This window comes from Chitinophaga barathri (assembly GCF_003807585.1).
GTDB classification, from domain to species: Bacteria; Bacteroidota; Bacteroidia; order Chitinophagales; family Chitinophagaceae; genus Chitinophaga; species Chitinophaga barathri.
The window spans coordinates 203,809-226,766 of sequence record NZ_RMBX01000004.1 but is presented as its reverse complement, the minus strand read 5'-3'; the positions used below and the strand labels follow the sequence as shown (position 1 = coordinate 226,766).

The following is a 22,958-nucleotide window of genomic DNA, read 5'->3' as shown; positions in this document are numbered from 1 at the left end:
GTGGTCTTTTAAACTTAGAGGGTTACTCTGATACCAAAATTCCAGGTTCTTAACTGCGGATAAGAATTGCCGGTCTCGCTGGCCGATTCCGGGTCCCAGTTCAGCATTTTGTCCCAGGTGACCAGGTTCGTGCCGTTGATGAATATCCTGGCGCTCTCGATCTTTACCCTGGACAATAATTCCCTGGACATGTTGTAGCCTACTTCCATGTTCTTCAGGCGGATGTAATTGCGGGAGTACAGCCAGTAGGTGGATTTGCGGTGGTTGTTCGTATTCTCCGCGGGGTGCAGCCTCGGGTAGGTCGCATTTTCCCAGGAAGAAGGATCGTCCGGGTTATACCGGCCGAGGTGGTGCTGCATCACTTTGCCCAGCTGGTTAAATTCCCAAACGGCATCCTGCTGAAAATACATGTCCGCGCCGCCGGCACCCTGGAACAATATGTTGATATCGAAACTCCGGTAGCTGGCGCCCACCGTGATACCATAAATGTATTCGGGCACGCGGCCTTTGCCGATAGCGCCCACGTCGTAGCTGTCAATGATCCCGTCGCCGTTGAGGTCTTTATACCGGATATCTCCCGGGTACACCACGCCAAAGGATGGGATGGCCACTTCTTTGCGGAGGACAGGGAAACCGCCTTCCAGCAGTAAACCGCCGCTGGCGTCTTTCTCAAAATCGTTATTGGAATAAAGGCCTTCGGCGGTAAGGCCAAAATGCTGCCCGATGCGTTTCCCTTCTATTTTCTGCCAGTCATACCGTTTCCCTTCTTCATCTATCTTTTTGATCACGTTGCGGGAAAAGGTGAAATTGCCTTTGATAAAATACCGCACATCGCCGATCTTATCATTATACCCCAGCTCAAAATCGATCCCTTTATTGATCACCTGCCCGATGTTTTCGGGCGGCAGGCCCTGACCGTCCGCCCTTGCCGTGCCCTGCGGGTTATTCATCCCAAAAAGCAGCGGCACCGAATAAGGTATGGCCAGAATGTCACGCCGTTTTTCATGGAACACGTCCACGGTGGCGCTGATCTTGTTATTCCACATCCTCGCATCAAACCCGACATTGGATTTCTGCGCCCTTTCCCAGGTCACCATCAGGTTGCCCGGCTGGCCCTCAACGATGCCCCGCTCGCCGGAGGGATTTTCGCCCCACACGTACCGCCAGCCGTCTTCATCTCTCACGTACAGGTAACGCTGCTCGTAGAGGTATTGAAAGTCGCCGATCTGGTCGTTGCCGATCTCGCCGTAGGAGCCTCTTATCTTCAGGTAATTCACAAACCCGATGTGGTCTTTCCAGAAACGTTCTTCGGAGGGTACCCATCCCGCGGACATGGCCGGGAAAAATCCGTATCGCCTGCTGGCTTCAAATTGTTTGGAACCGTTGTAACCGGCGTTCACTTCAAACAGGTATTTGTTCCTGTAGGCATAGGTGGCGCGGCCTACCCAGCCCAGGTAACCGGTCGGGATCTTTGCTTCGTCAAAATACTGGCTTTGCTGGTAGAGTACCATGCCGGTTACAACATGATCGCCATCACCAAAGGAGCGGTTGTAATTCAGCGCGGCTTCGAAAGACTGCCTGCGCCTGCCGGGGCCTTTGCCGGTGGAGATGGATATTTCAGTGGGGGATTTATTCAGGCTGTAATTGCCAAAACGGTTGTATTCATATAATTCAGGTTTCTCCACGATATCGCGCCGGGATTCGTAGTTGCTGTTAAAACCGACCAGGGTCCTGAAAGACAGGCCCGGCAGTATCTTGCCAAGGTCCTGGTTGAGCTTGAAGGCGCCTTCCAGTACATTGGTATTGCGCTCCCTGTTGCCGAACTGGGATAACAAAGCATAAGGAGAAAGCCTGGATTCATCGGAGCGGCCACCGATCGTCCCGTCCGGGTTGATATAAGACTGCCAGTTGGGGGGAAGCCTTCTCAGCTTGTCGTACAGGTCGTCCCCGAAGTTCGGCTGTTTCCTTACTTCAAATCTTCCTGTAAGGTCCACTCCTACTTTCAGCGAGGGATTCACCGTGAAGTCCAGGTTCGAGCGGAAACTGTAACGTTCAAAGTTGGAGTTGGTTTCGTATTCCGCATTCGGAAATTCCCTGTACAATCCTTCCTGGTGAAGATGATTGGCGGAGATAAAATAACCCAGCACATCGTTGCCGCCCCGTACATTTATATTGCTCATCTGCTGCCAGGATGCGTCGCGTACAAAGTCGCTGTAATAGTCATTGTCCGGGTGGGTGTACGGGGAGTTTTTCAGTCGGTAGTGCTCCAGGTCGCTGGCGGAATATTCCGCCGGTTTCCCTTCGTTTTTCAGCGCCTCGTTCGTAAGTACGGCAAAGTCATATGAACCGAGGTATTGAGGCTTACGGATAGACTGCTGCACGGCGCCCTGTGTGGAAATATTTAACACCGGCCGTCCTTTTACACCGCGTTTGGTGGTGATGAGGATCACCCCGTTTGCGCCGCGTACGCCATAAGCCGCGGTAGCGGAGGCATCTTTTAACACGGAGAAGGTTTCAATATCCACCGGGTCTATCTGCCGCCATTCCCTTTCAATGCCATCTACCAGCACCAGCGGGGCGGTGGAGTTTGTCGTGGCCATACCGCGTACGTATATCTCGGCATTGTCCGAGCCGGGTTTGCCCGCGCCCATGATGGTCACTACACCGGACACGCGGCCGGCGATAGCATTGGTGAGGTTGGGAGTCGAAGACTGTTGCAGCTCCTCCGCCTTTACCTGCGAGATAGCACCCACCACGCTGGCTTTCTTTTGGGTACCATAACCGACGATCACGGTTTCACCGAGCCTGGTAGCGTCGGACGTGAGCGTGATCCGCAGGATGGACTGGGTTTTCACCGCTACTTCCTGCGCGTTGTACCCGATAAAAGATACCAGGAGCACGGCATTGGGACCGGATACATTCATTTTAAATTCCCCCTTGGGGTCCGTGATAGCACGGTTGGTGCCGCCTTTTTCGATAAGCGTGGCGCCGATAAGCACTTCTCCCGCACTATCCGTCACCTTACCGGTGATAGCCCTGACCTGCGCATACAACTGCGGCAGGGATAGGAGGAGTGTGATAAGAACTGATAATATTTTTTTCATCCTGTTGGATTTAGATAGTGAGCATTGAACAGTTTACCATTGCGGGTTCTGTTTCATGTTGGGGTTCCGGTTCACTTCCGTCTGCGGGATGGGGAAGAAGTAGTGTTTGGTCTCAAACACTTTCGTTTCCACCTGCACATCCGGGTTGTAAGTGAAGCTGCCGTCCGCCTGTTTGGTGATCACACAGCCGCGGATAAACTTCGGCAGTTGTTCTATGATCATCCAGCGGCGTACGTCGAAGTAGCGCTGGTCTTCAAAGGCCAGTTCCACGCGGCGTTCGTTCCGGATAAATTCCCGGAGGTTTTCCTGGTTCAAAACAAGGCCTCTCCTCGCAAAGGATGTGGCTACATCCGGCATACCTACCCGTGCCCGTACCAGGTCCAGGGCGGCTACCGCGGTAAGGGGACTGTTTGCTCCTGGGGTGGTATAGGCCGGGCCACCGGCTTCATTGGCTGCTTCCGCCAGGTTGAGCAATACTTCCGCATAACGGAAATAATGCCAGTTGTGGTAAGCGCTGCCGGTACCCTGTGCGGGATTTGCGTTGGTATAATCCATGAACTTGTTCAGGTAATAGGAAGTTTCGGTTTTCGCGTTGCCGGTGGCATTCTCCCCGCCTGTGAACGTCTGGAAGGTATAGTTAGTCTTGTTGGCGAACTTCGCATACTTCGCGCCGTTGTAGATGATGCTGGCATAAAAGCGCGGATCTCTTTTCAGGTAAGGATCTTTTGCCTGCGTCGGATTTGTCCAGCTGAAAACCGTACCGTCTTCCATTTCATAGGCGTCTACCATGTCCTGGGAAGGGCAGGTGCCGCCTTTGGCGTTTGTGAACCCGGCGGGGAAGTTGTCATTCTCCGTATCGCGGTTGGGGCCTCTTAAACGGCCGAAGATAAACTCGCGGTTGGTGGTTCCCGCACCCCAGGCGGTGAAAAATTCCTGGTAGTTGCGCTGGCCGTTGGCTGTGGGTTTATACAGCGTGTACCAGTTGAGGTCCACTACATCCTGCGCAGCTTTGGCTGCCAGCGCCCAGCGGTTCGGGTCCGCGTTCATCATCGAGGTGAGCGAATCCGTGCCTGCCCTGTTGAACAGCGGGCTGGCAGCATATAACAATACTTTGGCTTTCAGCGCCATACAACTGCCGCGGTCCGCGCGGCCCACCTCTGTAGGTTCTGTATAAGGCTCTGAGGGTAATAATGGAATGGCTTCGTCACATTGCTGCACGATGAAGTTCACGACCGACTGCACGGAATTCCGGGGCAGCAGCACATCGTCGCTGGCTTCGAAGGACCTGTCCACGATCGGGATGCCGCCCCATCTCTGGAAAAGGAACCAGTGGTGAAGGGCACGGATAAAAAGAGCTTCCCCGCGCATCCTGTTCCTGAACCTTTCGCTGCTGGTGGTGGGCAATTTATGGAGGTGGGTAAGCGCGGTATTGGCTTTCCTGTTTCCGTGATATCCCCCGAATTTCAACCAGGAGCCTATTTCACCCGCTCCGTCGCTGGCGCGCCAGTAACGCATGTTCGAGGGGTTCCAGTTGCCAGCGCTCATACGCTGGGCCGCGGAAGGGGAAGTTTTATTGGTGGATACGTGAATGGCTTCGTCGGTGGCGGAGGCGAGCATCGCATTCCCGTCCAGCCAGTTGTAGCTGTTGGCAACGTCCGCGGGCAGGTCTGTATACGCATTGTTGATGAACAGTTCCGCGCGCGCGGAGTCTGTGAACACATCGTCCGCGGACTTGAATTCGACCGGCACCACCCTCAGCGGTTTCATACAACCGGCTGCGGCGCCTGCCGCAAAGGCTGCCGCGATATAGATTAAAGTAGATCTTTTCATGATTCCAGGTTTCATTTGACAGGATTAAAAAGTAACACTAAGGCCGGCGTTGAGAATACGCTGGATGGGATACAACACATAATGCGTAGATCTCGCTTCCAGGTCCATCAGGTCTGTATCTGACCAGGTGAACAGGTTATAGCCGTTCACATACACCCTTACTTTTTCCATCCTGATCTTTTTACTGATATTTTCGGGCAGTGTATATCCCAGTTCCATGGTTTTGAGCCTTATCATCGCAGCATCTGTAAGCCAGTAGGTAGAGGTGCGCTGATTGTTAGCCTTGTTGGAGAGCGATAAACGGGGGTAGGAAGCATTGGCCCAGCTGCTTTCGTCGTTTGGATTGAAGCGGCCCAGGTGATGTTCGCGCACGGTGCCGTTGTCGTGGAACTCATACATCGCTTCGCCGTTCATGTTCTGTTTGGTGCCGGACCAGCCGGTGAACAATACATTCAGGTCAAACCCGCCATAACGCAGGCCCAGCCCGGCGCCGTACTGGAGAGAAGGGAAGTTGCCCTGGCCGAGGTATACTTCATCATAGGCATCTATCACATCGTCCCCGTTCTGATCTTTGTACCTGATATCGCCGGGTTTCACCACGCCGAAGGTTTGCCTCGGGTTTGCGTCTATTTCCGCCTGATCCTGGAAAAGGCCCAGCGCTTCCAGGCCAAAGATGGCATCCAGCGGTCTGCCGGTACGGGCCTGGTATTCGAAACGTTGTTTTTCCTCTCCCCTGTCCAGCACTTTATTCTCCGCTTTGGTGATCGTGCCGTTCAGCGTCAGCTCCACTTTCCCGATCTTCTGGGTGTAAGCGACGGCCGCATCAAAACCTTTGTTCTCTATCACGCCAATGGGAAAATCCGGGAAGCGGATGCCCATTATATTGGGCAGCGCGGGCTGTATCATGATGTCTGTATTCTTTTCGTAGAACCAGTCAAAACTGATGCGCAGTTTATTGTTCAGCACCGTTGCGTCTATGCCCACATTGGTCTTTTTTACTTTTTCCCAGGTTACATTATTGAGTGCGAATGCAGATTCATTCCAGCCGGTGTAGCCTAGGGAGGTATATCCAAAGTTTACACCACCGGCGGTGGCGTATTTCTGGTACCAGACAAAATACCCGCCGATGTCATCATTGCCGGTCAGGCCATGGGATGCACGGATCTTGAGGAAGTTCACCCATTTGTTGTTCTTCAGGAAGTTTTCTTCGGAAGCCACCCATGCCACCGATGCTGCGGGGAAAAACCCGAACTTATTCCCGGGGAGGAACTGTTCGGAGCCCTGGTAGCCGAAGTTAAATTCCGCGATATACCGCTTATTGTACACGTAGGTAGCTTTGCCGTTTGAGCCCAGGTACGCGCGGGGAATATTGCCATTGTTTTCGTTGGAAATAATCCGCTGCGCCATGGCAACATAGGCCGATACCGCGTGGCGCCCGAATTCACGGTCATAGTTCAGGGATGCGTCCACGTTAAAGATCCGCTGTGTGGTCGGGTATTCCACGCCGGAGGACATTTGTGTGTTCGAGCCCGTCTCCACGTACCTGATGCTGCCGTCCGGCTTATACTCCACGTTCCCGTTCGCCTGCCGCAGATCGAATACCTTAAAACTTTTGCTGCGGTTGGTGACCATATCGTACCAGCTGTCGAAAGCCACATTGGCTTTGATGGCGAGGCCTTTGGTAATAAAATCAAGGTCGTGTTTCGCGCGGAAAGTGGCGAACATGCTGCGGACGTAATACAGGGAATACCCCTGGTTGTTCAGCAGGCCGTAGGGATTGCCCGTAAAGTCCTTGGTGCCGCCCAGTGTACCGTCCGGTGTAAATACGGGGAAGGCATTCGGCGGCGTTTTATACAGGGAACGGAACACGCGCAGCGATGCGTCCGCCCGGGCGCCGGGAGTGGTGCGCTGTTCCTGCCGGCCGGCAATGTCCAGCGTCATGGAAAAACGCTTGTTCACCTGGATATCCACATTGGAACGCAGGGTGATCATGTTGAAGTCCGCATTCGTGTTATAAGTGTTCGCGTTTTCATCCGTTTTATACAGGCCGCTGTTGCGGGTGTAACCGGCGGACACAAAGTATCTCGCCACTTTGTTGCCCCCGTCTATATTCACGCTGTAACGCTGCTGCCAGGTGGATTCGTTGACATACTGGTCATACCAGTTGATGTCCGGGTAGAGGTAACGGTCCAGGTCATTTTCATATATGCCCCGGGACGCTTTTTCGTATTTGTCCAGGTCCGTATCGCTGTATTTCGGTGCGGCGCCGTCGTTGGTCAGCGCTTCGTTATACAGCGTGGCGTACTGGTAGGAGTTGAGGAGCTTTGGCGTGGTGGTGGGAGACCTCATGCCGGTGCGGGCGTTGAAGGTGATGCGGATGCGGCCTTCCTCCCCTCTTTTGGTAGTGACGAGAATAATGCCGTTTCCGCCACGGAGGCCATACTGCGCCGTAGCCGCCGCATCTTTCAAAACGGTGATGGATTCAATCTCGTTGGGGTCCAGGAAGTCCATGCTTCTTTCATAACCGTCCACCAGGATCACAGGGGCATTGCTGCGGAAGGTCCTTTTGCCGCGCATCAGCGCACCGGCGGATTCATCTCCGGGCTCGCCGTTGTTCTGCATGATAAAGACGCCCGGCAGCAGGCCCTGCATTTTGTTCGTGTTGTTGATCACCGGGTTGTTTTCCACGGAGGCTCCATACATGTTGGAGAATGCGCCGCTGGCATCGTGCCGTGGCTGCCGGTTGTTGAAGACCTGGATATAATCCTTTCTGGCTTCAGGGACACTGTCTGCCCGCTGCGCCTGGTAAGGCGGCGGGGCTGCGGAGGCGCTTGTGCCGGACAGGGAAAGGCACAGGCAGCAGAACATTCCGGCGGTGCTCTTCAGGGCCAGGTGGTACCTGCGGAGCCGCGCGGAATGGCACGCGGAATTTGTTCGTGTTTGTTTCATAGCGTAGATTTCTGTAAAAAGTAGTAACGGATCGGTCAGGCATAAACGCACCTGCTCTGTGCGGGATGCACAAAGTTTTGGTGGAACTGAACAGGCATAACAATGCCTTTCCTTTTACAGCAAAGGATTTACAGGCGGTTCCTGACCCTGTCGGTGTTTAACTCAGCATAGCGGTTATGAGACTGGCTGTACTATAGGTTTCATGTTTGGTTTGTTTTTAGACCTGGGTTGAGACTGTGCGTGGAAACTGTGGACCGTTAACTTATAAAAAAGAATGCGGGTTTCTGCATAAAAGCGCTAATATTTACGGAAACGTTTCCGTGAATTCGGGCGTCAATAGTTGTTTATACGAAGTAATAATCCTATTATTAGAAGGTGAGCGGGAGAGTTTACATGAACAAGATAAACATCAAATACCTGGCTAAAGAGCTGAATCTTGCCATTTCTACAGTATCACGCGCATTAAGGGATAGTCATGAAATAAGTGCTGCAACCAAAGCCAAAGTATTCGCCCTGGCGAAAGAGTTAAATTATGAACCTAACCCCAATGCCAGTGGTCTTCGCGGACAAAAAACCAAGATGATCGCCGTCGTGATACCCGACATGGTGAATGATTTTTTTTCCCTTGTCATCAGCGGTATTGAAAAAATCACACAAAGCAAGGGTTATCATATCCTGCTTTACTTCACGCATGGCGATCACGAGCTGGAAGTTTCCTTTATCAAAACATTGGCGAACGGCAGAGTGGACGGGGTATTACTCTCCATGTCCAGCGAAAACAACAACCGCCATCATTTGGGCGAACTGGAAAAAAAAGGCATTCCCCTTGTGATGTTTGACAGGGTATGCGATACGCTGCAACATGTAGTGAAGGTCACTACCGATAATTATGAAAGCGCAGTGATCGCCACCCGGCACCTGATCGATGCGGGATGTAAAAAAATAGCCTACCTGCAGGTGCACAAAAATATATCCGTCGGGAAGATCCGGATGAAAGGTTACCTGGATGCGCTTCAGCAACATTCTTCCCAGGCCAGTCCCCTGGTATTGGAATCCGCCAACGATAACGAGGAGACTTTTCAGTTTCTCCAGCAAATGCTCATCAAAGAAAAACCGGACGGGATCTTTGCGTCTATAGAAAAACTGGCGGTGATCTGTTACCGGGTATGTGAAAAGATCCGGTTAAAGATCCCCGAAGACATCAAAGTGATCAGTTTCTCCAACCTCCAGACTGCTTCCCTGCTGAACCCTTCTCTTACCACCATCACACAACCTGCCTTTGATATCGGCGAAACGGCCGCTAACGAGCTGTTTCAACTTATTAACAGGAAAGATAAATCCGTGGCTGTAGAAAGAAATGTGGTATTGAAATCAAGATTGATCAAAGGCCGTTCCACTGCGCGGAACTGATATTACAATGTGTATTATTTCATGCAAAAAAGATGATCCCGGCCTGAGGCCGGGATCAAAACTGATGTTTATTGTCCCATTAATGCCCTCCTGGCCTCAGCTTCCAGGTTCTCATAAGGTTTCCCTTCCACCGTCACGCCTACCAGCTGGATGGTCCCTCCTTTGAATGTGCCGGGAGTTTTGTAGTTCCTGCTCACCGCATCACCGCTATCGAATCCGACACATAACCCGTCACCCGATAAGGTAAACTTCGCGGGCTGCGTTTTCATGGGGCCTTCGGCCACCATCTTGTCATCGATATAAAGTTTTGCTTTACCATTCGATTCTCCGTACTGGCCGGCTCCTTCACGCGTGAATTCCATACCGAGGGTATATTTTCCGGGTTTTAATGTTGTATTTGAAACAAGCGTCTGTTCCTCTATCCCCAGGAAATTATACACGTAATAGAGCTTCCTGTCTTTGATGAACAACGCATGCCCGCCAAACCTGGACCCATGCGCGAAAATAACGCCGGAAGCATCCGGGCTGGTAATGTCTACGTTTGCCAGGATCTTATAATTGCGCCCTCTTACATTCACGGCCACACCTTCCGGAACCGGGGAAGTATTGGGATAATACAGGTACCTGTCGCGGGCCGGCTCCGCCGCGGGCCGTTCGATGGTCAGCAACTGGGCTGCGGCGCGGTCATCCAGCGGCAGCACTTTGTTCTTCTCAGCTTCTTCGAACCATGCGTCGATCAGTTCCTTCAATTTCCCGGGATTTTCTTTTGCCAGGTTTTTTGACTCGGACCTGTCTTCAGCCACATTATAAAGTTCCCATTCATCCTTATCGAAATGCCCTTTGTTGGTGAGCGGGGCATGAACGGCGGCGGCTTTCCAGCCGTCTTTCCAGATGCCTCTTGTGCCCAGCATGGCATAATACTGCACATGTTTTTGCGTGGGGGCGTCAGGAGCGGCATCAAAGGAATATTTCATGGATACCCCGGAAAGCGGGTATTGTTTTACGCCCCTGTATACTTCCGGCATCTGTATGCCGCAAGCATCCAGGATGGTGGGTACAATATCAACGGCGTGGTGATACTGATGGCGGATCTGGCCTTTGGCCTTAATGCCTTTCGGCCATGAGATCACCAGCGGGTCATTGGTGCCTCCCGCATATTCAGCATATCTTTTGAACATCTTGAACGGCGCGGAAAATGCCGCGGCCCAGCCGGTGGGATAGTGATTATAAGTATCCGGGCCTCCCAGTACGGACATATATTTCAGGTTTTCCTTTAGTTCGTCCGGGTAACCATTAAAGAATTTATTCTCATTAACAGACCCGTTGGGGCTGCCTTCCCCGGACGCGCCATTATCCGCCGCGTAAATAATGATCGTATTCTCCAGCTGACCGGTCTCCTCCAGGTAATCCACGATCCGGCCTACCTGTGCGTCGGTATATTCTGAAAAACCGGCGTATACTTCAGCCATTCTTGAAAACAATTTCTTTTCATCGTCAGACAGCTCGCTCCAGGGGCGCACGTAGTCCGCAGGGTTTGCCACATCTTTGGGTAAAAAATTGATCTCGGTCAGTGCGGTGTTTTTGGGGAGAATACCCTTTTTGATCATCTGATCCACTACCCAGACCCTGTAGGCATCGTATCCGTCATCAAATTTCCCTTTATATTTATCGATGTACTCTTTAGGCGAGTGATGCGGAGCATGATTGGCGCCGGGGCACCACCACATGTACCAGGGTTTGGAAGGATTGGTGGAATTTTTGTTGCGCAACATTTCAATCGCTCTGTCCGCAAGGTCTTTCGAGAGATGATACCCTTCTTCCGGGCTATATGGCTGTTCTACAAAACGGTTGTCTTCCACCAGGTCCGGGTACCACTGGTTCGTTTCTCCTCCAAGAAAACCGTAATACCGGTCGAAACCCATCTGTACAGGCCATTGGGCGCGGCTTCCGCCGGGTGACACATCCTGCTCGGGAACGTTGTGGTCCTTTCCGACCCAGAAAGTACTGTACCCGTTATCCTGGAGTACCTGGGCCATGGTAGCGCAGGCTTTCGGGATCACGGCGCTCGTCCCGGGAAAACCATTCGCGGTTTCCGTGATAGAGGCCATTCCGTTCAAATGGTGATTTCTTCCCGTGAGCAGGCAGGACCGTGTAGGGGAACACAAAGCGGTGGTATGCCATTGCGTATAGGTGAGCCCGTTTGCGGCCAGCCTTTGCATAGTGGGCATATTGATCCGCCCACCATAGGGGGACCATGCGGCCAGCCCGGTATCGTCATATAATATAAACAGGACGTTGGGAGCGCCTTTCGGGGCGGCTTTGGGCGTGTAAGGCCCCCAGTCCGCTTTTGAGTCCCGCACGTCCAGTTTTATCACGCCTTTAAATTCCGTGGAATCTTCCGATCCACCCTTTTTCCCGGACTGCATGGTGCAGCTTTGGGACAGGCAGGATATCACCAGGCCTAAAATCAGGTAGTAACTACGGATGAATTTTTTCATGATGTTACAGGTTTATGATTTATAAAACATCGGGGATTTATTATACTCACATCGAAATATCCCATTGCAGCCTGAACCGCAACTGGTCCGCGGGAATCCCCCCGGTTTTGTCGTAATTAAAATGGCTGCATTCGAAAGTCAGTTTGTTTTTGTGCCCTTTAAAGAACCAGTTCGCCGCGCCCGACAATTCCCTCTTTTTTGTATCATCTGCCGCCGGGTCCGGGCGGTAACCGGCATTGCGGACGGCGATCTCCAACGGCGCCGGCCACCAGGAGATGGCCTGGTGGAAAAAGTATCCCGCCTGCACGTAATAGCCATGTAATACATCCGTGCGGTCATTGTCCAGCTTGTCGACGATCTCCTTCCAGTGAAATTCCGACTGAAAACTGAAGCCTTTGTATTGGAAAGCGGTTTCCAGGTTCGCCTGGGTGACGCGGTACTGCCCCGGCTGCCCGTCTTCATATCCTTCAAGAGAACCGCCCCCGGCCTGGGAGAACCTTGTATATGGGCTTCTGTTCGTCACCACCGAAAGCGCCAGTACCCCGGCGGGTTTCTCATGGATTTCAAGATCGCTGCCTTCAAAATCCAGGTATATGCCTGTAAAATTCCACTGCAGGCGCCCGAAGTACATCAGCCTGTTATCGTCATTCTGCGTGCTGCCGCGGCCTGTACCGGTAAGCGCCGCCGCCCAGTAACTGAAATCGGCCAGCCCTCTGCCTTTCAGCCTCCCATATACTTCCACGCCCTGTTGCCGGTCCACGGTAAACTCCCGGTTGATGACGGATCGGTCCATCATTTGCTGCTCTCCGCTGCTGATCCTCCGCTCCCGGGTATATTCCACCTTCCACTGTCCTACCTGGAAGCTCAGCCAGTCCCACTTTTGAATATTGATCGTATAGTTCAGCAGGTTGGATTGCCCCAGTTCATATTCCCAGTAATATTTTATCCAGGGCTGGAAAGCGTAACCGCCTACTTTTAAGCGGGCCCTGTTGATCTTAAAGACTGCCTCTTTTTCCCCGCTGAAGTCATCGAAGGTCACCGGGTCCTGGTCTTCGGGCGTGGCAAACCGGAATTGCAGCCTGCCCTGGACCTGCAACAGGAATTTTTCGCCGCGTGGCGCAAATTCAAAGCCTTTTTCGCCATGCGTGACAAGGGGTTTGCGCGCCGAATCTTCTTCCGGCGTTTGCGAATAAGACCGGAGTGATATGGTCAGCATCAGCAGTAAGCCGCCATACAAAGCAGCCATTTTAAGATCCTTACTCATCACTATTACGCTTGTTTTTCCCGAATGTCTTCCCGATCCCGAGGCCGATCGTCCAGGTGTCGTATGCCTTCCAGCGGATATCATACTGAAACACGCCGTATACTTCCCATCCTTTGCGGATCTCCACCCCATATTCCACCGCGGCCCGGTTCAGGACAAAACTTTCTTCCTTCGCCAGCTCCGCTCCCATGCCCAGTCCGAAGCTCCAGTGTTCCGTTGGTTTGTAAAAACCCATGAGCGCGGGCGCCACCGGCCGGGTGCGCGTCACTACTGTTTCAGCCTTTTCGAGATTCTTTTCCACCTCAAATGTTTCCAGCACCAGGTCTATATGTAAGCCGAAAGAAAATTTACGGGCGAACCGGAAATTGTAGTCGATCCCCCAATAGGGCAGTATAGACGTTTTACTGTCCCCATCCTCGTCGATGCCGTGAAAAGAATGTTCGTGTCCGATATTGATGCCCACATTGTGTTCAGGGTGAAATCTGCCTGTTTCCTGCGCCAGACATGCGCCCGCAAGCAGGATAAAAATCATCAGCATACAGCCGAAAGAGCTTCCCGGTGCGCAGAAGCCTGAGAATGGCCCAATTCCCTTGACAGGCGTACCTTTTACTTTGCTGAACATCATACCGCTGTTAAATTTTTTGAGCCTGGCAGGCAAAAAAAGCCCCTTATATTTCCATGGGAAATACAGCTTACTTATAACAACACATTTGATGAGAGGGAATTTGTATGCGTAAGGAGACGCCCTTCCAGGGAAGGGCAGGGATTTGCTTAGCTTAAAATAATAAACAACAGAATCCGCATTTGGTTCATACGGCAGTAGAATTTAAGGCAAGATGGCTGCAAAGCGGCCTGCCTTTGAAAGGATATTCAAAGGGAACTTGACCTTCTCGCTGTGCCTTTGCAACTCAGTTTGAAAACACAGGGGTATCATGCCGCCGTTCACATCCAGGCTTCAAAACAGGGATCTTACCAATAAAAAAGCCGTATAAGAACGGCTTTTTTATTGGTATCCCATTTATTAACCTTGTTCCCAAGGCTTATTAACATTAATCATGCATCCGGTATTTCAGGCTCTACCAGTTTCGCCAGTTTTTCCAGCGATTCCTGCCAGCCTAAATAACAAAACTCAGCGGGTATAGCCTCGGGTATGTTTTCCTGCGTGATCTTAATCTCTGTACCTGCGATAGTTTTCCGGAGCCAGACAGAAGTGGTGATTTCACCCGGCAAATTAGGATCGTCGAACTGATCCGTGTACTTCAGAAATTCATTCGGTTTGAGCTCTACGTATTTCCCGCCAAACGAATGACCGTTGCCGGTGGAGAAATTCAGGAACGTCATTTTGAAGGTACCGCCCTGCTTTACATTCATTTCCTGGACGGTGCAAACAAAGCCGTAAGGGGGAAGCCATGCAGCCATCGCCGGCGCTTCGGTAAATGCGCGGTATACTTTTTCGGGAGACGCTTTTAAGATCCTGTGTAATGAAACATTATTACCTGACATAAAATTATTTTTTGTTTTCCTACTCTTCTGGCTTTTCGGTCCCGCCCGTTTTTTGCAGTGGTTGCTGCTCCACTTGTGATGATTGTTTTACATTACAAATGTGGCAAGATTATCTGATTCCGGTAGGGGCCGCATACGACAATTCCCGGGTGAATTACGACCGGGGCCATGCACATGCCCCTGTTACAACAGCCGTAAATCAGCCGGCACAAAAGCTCACCAACGCCCTGCGAGCGGCTCCGGCGCGGATATATGACGTCATTTGCCGATGACGGGTGCTTTACCCGTGGTAGCAAAAACACCGCCCTAACATGTGATTTGTACACCAAAAGGTGCGATATGTGGGACATTCACATGTCCCGGTGGCGTAATTTTGTACCGTAGATTAAAAAGAACCGGATGAAAGTCAAAATACCAGTCTGGCAGTTAAAAGAAAATATATCGGGCGTGCATATCGACAGGATCAACCATGCCTTTATTTCTTCGCTGTTTGACGACATCAGTAAGCTGCACCGGAACGATCACTTTATATGCGTAATGCTGATCTCCGGCAACGCGGAGCTACAGGTGGACTTTAAGAACGCGCGCATTGCCCCCGAAAAACTTGCGTTCCTTTTCCCCGGGCAGATCCAGCAGGCCGTGAAGTTCGACAACGCCGATGGCTGGATATTGTTCCTGGACAATAAACTGGTGGATGAACATGCCCGGATGATGATCGAGGATTCGCTGGTCAAAGGCCCGCTCCTATCGTTATCGGCACCTGATTTCCTGTGGTTCAACCGGTATTTTGAACTGCTGTTTCAAACCTATAACGACCATACGCTGGGAAGCCTGCATAAGCCGGCGGTGAACGCATTCGTTGCACCCGGTGTCTATAAAATAGCCTCGGCATTCCAGGCAAATACGGATGCCGGATCTGGGCACCATTCTCAAAGAAGTATCGAGCTTACGAAAAAATTCAAAAGACTGGTCAGGAAACATTACCGGGACCTGAAAAAGCCGGGTGACTATGCAGGTTTGATGAGTTTTTCCTTAAGTTATCTGAACGATACGATAAAATCGGTGACGGGTTTTACCACCTCTTATTTTATCCAGCAGGAAATGCTCCGGGAAGGTCAAAGGCTGCTCTGTTATACGGACCTCAGCATAAAGGAGATCGCCACCTACCTGGGATACGAAGACCCCAAATATTTCAACAGGATGTTCACCAAACTGGCTGCCATCTCCCCCGGCCGGTTCAGGAATAATTTTAAGACTCAAAAAAAACTACCGTGAAAAAGCTGCACACCAAACGGCATAGGAAAAAGTAATCCTAAAACGGGTATTCGCCGGGCGTACTGAAACCACATGCCGGCTTGAAAGATCACCACACAACAGAAAGGTTATTATAACTGACCGGGCCTCATAAGGCCGGGATAGCCGGGGCTATTGGGTAAAAAAGATAAAAGAGAACAGGAAAATGAAATCATTCAGTATTAAAAATATCGCAAGGCACGGCATATGTGCCCTGCTGTTCGGGGCACCGGCATTGGGCCTGAAAGCGCAAACCGCGGATAACAGAACCGCTGCGCTGAGTTTACAGGAAACAATCCGGCACGCAAAAACCTCCAATAAATCGGTAGGCGTTTTCAAAACGGAAGAAGGCGCTGCCCGGCTGGACCTGGAGGATGCCCGGATGGGCGTTTTGCCCCGTATTCTCGGCAATGCTTCCTATCAACGGTACAGCAAGGTCACTTTATTTGATGATGTATTGGGCGGCTCGCACCAGATCCCCAAACCGCCGGACGCAAATGCCGGATCGCTGGGCCTGGAAGCCTCCTTCAATCTATATTCGGGCGGCAGGCAAAAGGCAGTGATCACGGATTTCCGGCACAAAAACGAACTGGCTTCGATCAATACAAAAGAGCAGGAGGCGAATATCGGGTTGCAGGCCGCCCTTCATTACCTGGATATGGTCAGGCTTTACTTCCAGGGCCGTCTTATCCGGGACCAGGTGGAAAGGGCGCGCACCCGTTCCAAAAACATCGATGCACTGTATGCGAACGGCAAAGTGACCAAAAGCGATGTACTGAGAGCCGATGTGCTGCTGTCGAATGTTTTGCTGAACGAAACCACCAACAAAAACGATTATCTCATCAGCAATCAAAAATTAAATACGCTCCTGAACCTGGATGCCGTTACCACCATCATCCCCGTGGATACCGCATCGCTGGGGCTGCCGGAAAGCCGGGAGCTGGAAAGTTTGCTGGGTGATTATTCCGGAACCTATGCCTTATTAAAAGCACGGAAAAGCATCCAGCTCCAGGAAAACCGGACAAAGCTGGCCCGGTCCTTCGACCGTCCGTCCGCCGCTTTATTTGGCGGTTATGGTTTTAATTATCCGAACACACTCATTTTCCCGCCTGTGGCGCAAACTTTTGCGGTAGGCCAGGTGGGCGTGAGGCTTACGTATGATATTTCATCGCTGTACCAGAATAAAAACAAAGTAAAATCCTCCCGCCTGCGCGAAACCGCGCTCCAGGAGCAGAAAGCATGGATAGAGGACAACGTGCGGCAGGAAGCGCAGGCTTTGGCCACCAAATACAATGAGGCTGTGCACCGGCTGCTGGTTGTCAAAAAATCCATCGAGCAGGCCGAAGTCAATTACAACATCCAGAACACCAAATATTTCAACCAGCTCAGCCTGCTTACCGACCTGCTGGAAGCCGATAATCTTTACCAGGAAACCAGGCTGAACTATGTACAGGCCAATATCGCCGCCTTATCAATTTATTACCGTTTACTTTTTATTACCGGAAAACTTTAACGCCAGACATCATGAAAACTACACAAAATAAAAAACAAGGCTTTATAAACGGGGTGATCAAAGGGACCGCAATACTGGCCGTGGTGATCGCGCTTGTTTATTTTATCCGGTATCTTATATACGTCCGCAATTATGAGGATACAAACGATGCGCAGGTGGAGTCCTTTATCAACCCCGTTTCCGCGCGGGCAGGCGGATTTATCAGGGATGTGCTGTTTGAGGAGCATCAGCGGGTAAAACAGGGAGATACCCTGGTGATCCTGGACGACCGGGAGTACGTGCAGAAAGTAAAAGAAGCGGAATCCATGCTGGAGGACACCAAAGCGCAACTGGAAATACTGGACGCCGGCATCAGGTCTGCGCAGACCTCCACGCTGGTGAACAGGGACCAGATCAATTCAGCAAAGGCAAAGCTCTGGCAACAGGAACAGGATGTAAAAAGGTTCAGGAACCTATTAAGCGAGGAAGCCGTGACGGTATCAGATTTTGAGCAGGTGCAGACGAGGTACGATGTATCCCAAAGCGATTACAGCGCCGCCATCAACAGTTTAAAGACCAGCGACAGCAGGATACGTGAATTGCAGGCACGGTACAACTCGCTTTTTGCGGCCCGCAAACGCGCGGAAGCCCTGCTTGGCCTGGCACAGCTGAACCTGAGCTATACGGTCATCACTTCCCCCTACAGCGGGTATACCGGCAGGAAAAACATTCTCGAAGGCCAGCAGGTGCAGGCTGGGCAGCCATTGGTATCCGTTGTGAATACAGCGGATAAATGGGTGATCGCAAATTTTAAAGAAACCCAGGTGCATGGCATGTATGTAGGGCAGCCCGTTGAGATCAGGGCGGATGCGATACCCGGCAAAACGTACCATGGTAAAATCGTAGCTATATCCGCCTCCACCGGCTCCAAATTCTCCCTGCTGCCTGCCGATAATTCGACCGGGAATTTTGTAAAGATCATCCAGCGCGTGCCTGTTAAAATCATCTTTGACGACCGCGATGTGGAAGATCTCAAAGCGGGAATGAACGTAAAGATCACCGTAAAAATGCGGCAAACTAATTAACATGGCGCAATCGATCTATTTTAATGCCTGGATAAGCCGGCACCCGGGTCTGGCCAGGGGTTTCCTGATACTGATCTTATTTGCCGGGATCGCGCAGTTCGCTTCGTTTGCCGTTATCCAGGCGCATGTGATATCTTTCTACGGCGCCCAGCCGGAAGACATTTCCTTCGCCCTGCAGATCAGCTATGCGGGCATTATCGCCACCCTGCCGCTACAGTTCAGGATGGTCAGGTATTTCAATACCCGCAGTTATCTTTTGACTGCTTTTCTTGCAGGCATCCTGCTGAATATAGGATTGTTTTCCGTACACGATATTGTCTTGTTTTCGGTGCTCCGTTTTTTTACCGGCGTGGTAACCTGTATAATAGCCGGTTGTATGCTGATCGTTATTTTCACTACGATTCCCGAGCCGAAAAGAATGCTGGTCGGCATTTCACTATTCTTTTCGCTGATACTTACCAGCGGGCTTATAGTAGGCCTGGGGACGGCCTGGGTGGTCATGAGAATGGACTGGACAGAAGTGTATTACGGGCTAATAGCCCTGCAGGTAATGGCGATCCTGCTCTGCCTGCTGATCTTTAAGCCGAAGCCGGCATTCAAACCTTATCCCTTATACCAGACGGACTGGTACGGTTCGTTCTTATTTATGTTCGCGGCGGTGGCCACGGCATTTGTGATGATATACGGGCCCAGGCAATACTGGTTCGCCGATTCGCTGATCAGGTATACAGCAGTTTTTGCCGCGGCCCTTTTTGCGCTTTTCCTTTTCAGGCAGGCCACGCTTAAAAGACCGCTGATCGATCTGAGGGTTTTCAGGTCCGGCAAATTTATTTTTGCATTGCTGCTCATGGTGCTGTTCTTTGGAATGAAGGACAGTATCAACCTGGTGTATGGTTATTCCGTACTGGCGCTTGGCTGGAGTGCGTCGGACGTGGTAAATTCAGGGCTGTACAATATTGCGGGAGCGTTCATCGGCACTTTTATCGCTGCAAAAGTTATCCTCGCAAAAAAACAAAACCTGCCGCTGCTGTTGCTGGCCGGATTTGCCGTCCTTTTCTATTATCATGTATGGGTGTATGCCCATCTTACGCCCAGCCTGTCACTCGCTGAGCTCCGAATCCCCATATTCCTACAGGGTTTTGGCAGCGGGTTGTTATTTGTCCCCATCACCGTTTTTTGCGTGGTATCCGTTCCCCAAAGCACGGGCATGACCGCGATCGTCATCTGCGCTTACGCCCGGTTTATAGCAGTGCTCAACTCCATTGCCGGTTTTTATACGATGCAGTTAAGTTACAACCGGCAGTTCAAAGACAATTTACAGGGCAAGCTTATCCCGGAGAACGATATCTTCCTCCAAAGGCTTGAATTATACAAAGGATTGTTTGTATCCAGGGGATATACCCCGGGTGAAGCCACGGGTATTTCAAATATGCTGATCACCAAATCTTCAGCTTTACAAAGCCAGCTATTGACGATCAGGGCTATTTTCCTGGTGGGGGCCATTTTAATGGCTGCGGCATTTTTAGTGCTGATAGCTTTTGCAGTGGTGAATAAAATAAAAGCGGCGGGGAATAAAAAAAAGATGGCAATGGCTTAGTGGCGGGAAGATCACCAGCAACTATCCCTCAGCAGCTTCATATAGGCCTCTCCTTTCCGCCTGGCAAAATCAATATTGCGGGCCGGGATGCCTTCGGGGTTTGGAAAATCTTTTATCGCTTTATGAACCGCGTCTTCCCGCAGCAAATGCAGCATGGGGTAGATGGACCGGTTGGTGTAATTGGCCGCATCGTCTGGCGTGGTATCGGCAAACTGGTACAGCGGATGAAAACCGGCCACCTGGTAAATGCCCGTATATTTCTTCCGGCGGATCACTTCCTCCGCCATTTTTACGAGGTCCAGGTAATCGGCAAACAAAGGAAAGGCATCCGGGAAAATGAGCAGGGTGGTGCCGATGCTGCTATCTTTGTCCAGCCTGATACACTCGTTGAGAAAAGCCTGCCTGGCAGTCATCGCGCTGCCCGCATACGCCACCTCGTAATGCACACTGTCCTGCCTGACCTCCCTGGCGGCAAACGGGCAGAAATTACACCCTATCACGGTCACTTTGATCCAATTCCTTGTACGGGTAATGATTTCCGCTGTATGATCCATTAATTGATTTTATGCCGGCTGTGAAAAGAACTACCGGAGATGCCCCCGGGGAAAACACGAATGTAGGCAATCCCGCCCAGCTGCCGCCGGTTTAGTTCGGATGTGTCAGGCGATGAATATTTATAGCCCCGAAAACATCCTGTCAATGGCGATCAGCGGCCTTTTTTTACCTAACCGCCCCCGTTCCCCCGATATAAAGACATAAAAGCACGAATTCACGAAATACCGTTAGAAAATCCGCGCGCTTTTAAATCATACCGTTGATTCTTAATCTCTTAAATCCTTGGCAAAGCACTTGCATAGACTGGCAGAACCTGGTCATATTCCGGAGTATGGGCAGGCCGAAAAAAACATCAGACAGGAGATTAATCTGTGAGCAAACGCGGGAGCAAACAGTATAAACCCTAATAAAAAAAATTACATGAGAAGCAATTTTATGCGCTTGATGTGCTTAACAATCCTATTCACTTATTCAAACACAGTCACAATGGCACAATCGAAAAAACCGGCAAAAGCGGAAGACGATAAACACATTTTTGTGCAGGTCCGGGATTTTTTAAAACAATTGAATGCGGGTAGCGGCAAACCTATCGAACAGCTGAGCCCGGCGGATGCGCGGAACGTACTCACCGGTGCCCAGAACGCCGTAACGGTGGATTACAGCGGCATCGAAGAATCCGAGCGCACGATCAACCAGGATGGCGAAACCGTGAAGATACACATCGTAAAACCCCTGAACGCCCGGAACGGCGCACCGGTATTCGTGTTTATCCACGGTGGAGGCTGGGTGCTGGGCGATTATCCCACACATAGAAGGCTGGTAAGGGACCTGGTGGTGGAAAGCGGTGCCGTGGCGGTATTCCCGGATTATACACCCTCTCCCGAAGCGCAATACCCGACCGCGATCCACCAGATATATGCGGTCACCAGGTGGGTGTCGCAGTACGGCAGCGACATTGGCGTGAACGGCAGGAACCTGGCAGTGGTAGGCAACAGCGTAGGCGGCAATATGACCGCCGCCGTGGCCCTCATGGCAAAAGATAAAGGCGGCCCCGCCATCAAACTCCAGGTGATGCTCTGGCCCGTTACCGATGCTGATTTTAAGACCGGTTCCTACGAAGAAATGGGCAAAGGCAGATTCCTGACCAAAAAAATGATGGTGTGGTTCTGGGACAATTACCTGCCCGACAAAAAACGACGCGGGGAAATTTATGCCTCTCCTTTAAAAGCCTCCCTCAGCCAGCTGAAAGGCCTGCCCCCGGCCCTGATCCAGACAGCGGAAAATGATGTGCTCAGGGACGAAGGCGAAGCGTATGCACGGAGGCTGGATGAAGCGGGCGTGCCCGTCACCCTCACCCGCTATCCCGGCCTCATCCATGACTACGGTTTATTAAACGCGCTGGCCGGAGTGCCCGCCGTGAAAACGGCACTGCTGCAGGCTGCGGCCGTCATCAAAAAATCATTGAATGATTAACCACCGTCAACCCGGCCTTTCATCCTCATTTCTACATTTTTAAAATCAAACACAATATGTCTACCATCAAAAACATCGTTGCTGCAACAGTAATTACCGCAGCTGCCGCATCCAACCCCGCAGACGCGCAATCACAATCCATTCCCAAAGGAGTGAAAAACATCGTATTGGTTCACGGCGCATTTGCGGACGGTTCCAGCTGGAACAGGATCATTCCCGCGCTGCAGGCCAAAGGGCTGAACGTGATCGCGGTACAGAACCCGCTTATTTCCCTGGAAGAGGACGTAGCGGCCACCAAAAGGGCCATTGCATTGATGGATGGCCCCGTATTGCTCGTAGGGCACTCCTATGGCGGAATGGTGATCACCGAAGCGGGCAATGATCCCAAAGTGGCGGGCCTGGTGTATGTATGCGCCCTGGTACCGAACGATGGGCAGACCGTACAGGACGTAACCTCCGCTTTTCCTCCGGGCCCCGGCAGCGCGGAGTTCAGGCAGGATGCGGAAGGTTTTCTGAGCCTGTCTCCCAAAGGGATCAATGAACATTTTGCGCAGGACCTGTCTGCCGAAGAAAGAGGCATACTGGTAGCCACGCAGACTCCCTGGGCGGCAAAAGCCACAGTAACGAAGATCTCAACGGCCGCCTGGAAAAACAAACCCTCCTGGTTCATCATCGGTACGGAAGACCATATGGTGCCCCCCGCACTGGCCAGGGCGGAAGCAAAAATGATCAAGGCAAAAACAACCGAACTCAAATCCAGCCATGTGCCTATGGTGTCACAGCCGGGTACAGTGTCGAAAATCATCCTTGAAGCTGCCGCTGAATTGTAGACCGTCAGATGGAACAGGTAACAAACAGATTGATCAGTGAAACGGAAATCATCAGGAAGGTAAAGCTGAACGTCC

At 51.5% G+C, this 22,958-nt stretch carries 15 protein-coding genes; 7 read left to right on the top strand and 8 right to left on the bottom strand.

The window, feature by feature from the left end; translation table 11 throughout:
• Positions 1-14: 14 nt before the first annotated feature.
• Genes EG028_RS09205 through EG028_RS09195 form a run of 3 tightly spaced genes read right to left on the bottom strand, consistent with a single transcriptional unit; the run spans position 15 to position 7,883 of the window.
• Positions 15-3,104 (bottom strand): SusC/RagA family TonB-linked outer membrane protein, encoded by a 3,090-nt coding sequence (locus tag EG028_RS09205; RefSeq protein ID WP_120516191.1) that lies wholly within the window; start codon positions 3,102-3,104, stop codon positions 15-17.
• Between the two features lie 33 nt (positions 3,105-3,137).
• The gene (locus EG028_RS09200; RefSeq protein ID WP_162946410.1) at positions 3,138-4,934 is read right to left on the bottom strand and encodes a RagB/SusD family nutrient uptake outer membrane protein; all 1,797 of its coding nucleotides are present in this window, start codon (positions 4,932-4,934) and stop codon (positions 3,138-3,140) included.
• A gap of 24 nt (positions 4,935-4,958) precedes the next feature.
• Positions 4,959-7,883, bottom strand: a complete 2,925-nt coding sequence (locus EG028_RS09195; protein WP_120516193.1) for a SusC/RagA family TonB-linked outer membrane protein — start codon at positions 7,881-7,883, stop codon at positions 4,959-4,961.
• Between the two features lie 393 nt (positions 7,884-8,276).
• Here EG028_RS09195 and EG028_RS09190 point away from each other — a divergent pair, with 393 nt between their 5' ends.
• On the top strand, positions 8,277-9,293 hold the full coding sequence (locus EG028_RS09190) for a LacI family DNA-binding transcriptional regulator (RefSeq protein ID WP_120516194.1): 1,017 nt from the start codon (positions 8,277-8,279) through the stop codon (positions 9,291-9,293).
• A gap of 68 nt (positions 9,294-9,361) precedes the next feature.
• Here EG028_RS09190 and EG028_RS09185 read toward each other — a convergent pair whose 3' ends face one another.
• The 4 genes from EG028_RS09185 to EG028_RS09170 all read right to left on the bottom strand — a co-directional run bounded on the left by EG028_RS09185 (position 9,362) and on the right by EG028_RS09170 (position 14,558).
• Positions 9,362-11,791, bottom strand: a complete 2,430-nt coding sequence (locus tag EG028_RS09185) for an arylsulfatase (RefSeq protein WP_162946412.1) — start codon at positions 11,789-11,791, stop codon at positions 9,362-9,364.
• 46 nt (positions 11,792-11,837) lie between these two features.
• A complete protein-coding gene (locus EG028_RS09180) occupies positions 11,838-13,055 on the bottom strand; it encodes a porin (protein ID WP_120516195.1) in 1,218 nt (405 codons plus the stop codon).
• Positions 13,048-13,680, bottom strand: coding sequence for a hypothetical protein (locus EG028_RS09175; protein WP_123864611.1), 633 nt, complete (start codon positions 13,678-13,680; stop codon positions 13,048-13,050). The genes EG028_RS09180 and EG028_RS09175 overlap by 8 nt, the downstream gene beginning before the upstream one ends.
• Before the next feature lie 428 nt (positions 13,681-14,108).
• The gene (locus tag EG028_RS09170) at positions 14,109-14,558 is read right to left on the bottom strand and encodes an SRPBCC family protein (RefSeq protein ID WP_120516197.1); all 450 of its coding nucleotides are present in this window, start codon (positions 14,556-14,558) and stop codon (positions 14,109-14,111) included.
• Between the two features lie 399 nt (positions 14,559-14,957).
• Here EG028_RS09170 and EG028_RS09165 point away from each other — a divergent pair, with 399 nt between their 5' ends.
• From EG028_RS09165 to EG028_RS09150, 4 genes are all read left to right on the top strand, one after another.
• Positions 14,958-15,833, top strand: coding sequence for a helix-turn-helix domain-containing protein (locus tag EG028_RS09165; RefSeq protein WP_120516198.1), 876 nt, complete (start codon positions 14,958-14,960; stop codon positions 15,831-15,833).
• Positions 15,834-16,017: 184 nt separating this feature from the next.
• A complete protein-coding gene (locus tag EG028_RS09160) occupies positions 16,018-17,364 on the top strand; it encodes a TolC family protein (protein ID WP_120516199.1) in 1,347 nt (448 codons plus the stop codon).
• A gap of 11 nt (positions 17,365-17,375) precedes the next feature.
• Entirely contained in the window at positions 17,376-18,428 is a 1,053-nt protein-coding gene (locus tag EG028_RS09155; RefSeq protein WP_120516200.1) for an HlyD family secretion protein, read from the top strand.
• A 1-nt stretch (position 18,429) separates the two neighbouring features.
• A complete protein-coding gene (locus tag EG028_RS09150) occupies positions 18,430-20,025 on the top strand; it encodes an MFS transporter (protein ID WP_120516201.1) in 1,596 nt (531 codons plus the stop codon).
• A gap of 11 nt (positions 20,026-20,036) precedes the next feature.
• On the opposite strand, the gene EG028_RS09145 is transcribed toward EG028_RS09150, so the two are convergent.
• On the bottom strand, positions 20,037-20,579 hold the full coding sequence (locus tag EG028_RS09145; RefSeq protein WP_120516202.1) for a DUF1415 domain-containing protein: 543 nt from the start codon (positions 20,577-20,579) through the stop codon (positions 20,037-20,039).
• 487 nt (positions 20,580-21,066) lie between these two features.
• Between EG028_RS09145 and EG028_RS09140 the strand changes: the two genes are divergently transcribed.
• Both EG028_RS09140 and EG028_RS09135 read left to right on the top strand, forming a co-directional pair.
• On the top strand, positions 21,067-22,053 hold the full coding sequence (locus EG028_RS09140) for an alpha/beta hydrolase (protein WP_206614421.1): 987 nt from the start codon (positions 21,067-21,069) through the stop codon (positions 22,051-22,053).
• Between the two features lie 56 nt (positions 22,054-22,109).
• Positions 22,110-22,883, top strand: a complete 774-nt coding sequence (locus EG028_RS09135) for an alpha/beta fold hydrolase (protein ID WP_120516204.1) — start codon at positions 22,110-22,112, stop codon at positions 22,881-22,883.
• Positions 22,884-22,958 lie beyond the last annotated feature (75 nt).

Excerpts from the sequence above, each read along its gene's own strand:
- EG028_RS09170 (WP_120516197.1), bottom strand. The coding sequence starts at position 14,558 with ATGTCAGGTAATAATGTTTCATTACACAGGATCTTAAAAGCGTCTCCC.
- EG028_RS09150 (WP_120516201.1), top strand. The coding sequence starts at position 18,430 with ATGGCGCAATCGATCTATTTTAATGCCTGGATAAGCCGGCACCCGGGT.
- EG028_RS09145 (WP_120516202.1), bottom strand. The coding sequence starts at position 20,579 with ATGGATCATACAGCGGAAATCATTACCCGTACAAGGAATTGGATCAAA.
- EG028_RS09205 (WP_120516191.1), bottom strand. The coding sequence starts at position 3,104 with ATGAAAAAAATATTATCAGTTCTTATCACACTCCTCCTATCCCTGCCG.
- EG028_RS09160 (WP_120516199.1), top strand. The coding sequence starts at position 16,018 with ATGAAATCATTCAGTATTAAAAATATCGCAAGGCACGGCATATGTGCC.
- EG028_RS09180 (WP_120516195.1), bottom strand. The coding sequence starts at position 13,055 with ATGAGTAAGGATCTTAAAATGGCTGCTTTGTATGGCGGCTTACTGCTG.
- EG028_RS09185 (WP_162946412.1), bottom strand. The coding sequence starts at position 11,791 with ATGAAAAAATTCATCCGTAGTTACTACCTGATTTTAGGCCTGGTGATA.
- EG028_RS09155 (WP_120516200.1), top strand. The coding sequence starts at position 17,376 with ATGAAAACTACACAAAATAAAAAACAAGGCTTTATAAACGGGGTGATC.
- EG028_RS09200 (WP_162946410.1), bottom strand. The coding sequence starts at position 4,934 with ATGAAAAGATCTACTTTAATCTATATCGCGGCAGCCTTTGCGGCAGGC.
- EG028_RS09165 (WP_120516198.1), top strand. The coding sequence starts at position 14,958 with ATGAAAGTCAAAATACCAGTCTGGCAGTTAAAAGAAAATATATCGGGC.
- EG028_RS09175 (WP_123864611.1), bottom strand. The coding sequence starts at position 13,680 with ATGATGTTCAGCAAAGTAAAAGGTACGCCTGTCAAGGGAATTGGGCCA.
- EG028_RS09135 (WP_120516204.1), top strand. The coding sequence starts at position 22,110 with ATGTCTACCATCAAAAACATCGTTGCTGCAACAGTAATTACCGCAGCT.
- EG028_RS09190 (WP_120516194.1), top strand. The coding sequence starts at position 8,277 with ATGAACAAGATAAACATCAAATACCTGGCTAAAGAGCTGAATCTTGCC.
- EG028_RS09195 (WP_120516193.1), bottom strand. The coding sequence starts at position 7,883 with ATGAAACAAACACGAACAAATTCCGCGTGCCATTCCGCGCGGCTCCGC.
- EG028_RS09140 (WP_206614421.1), top strand. The coding sequence starts at position 21,067 with ATGGCACAATCGAAAAAACCGGCAAAAGCGGAAGACGATAAACACATT.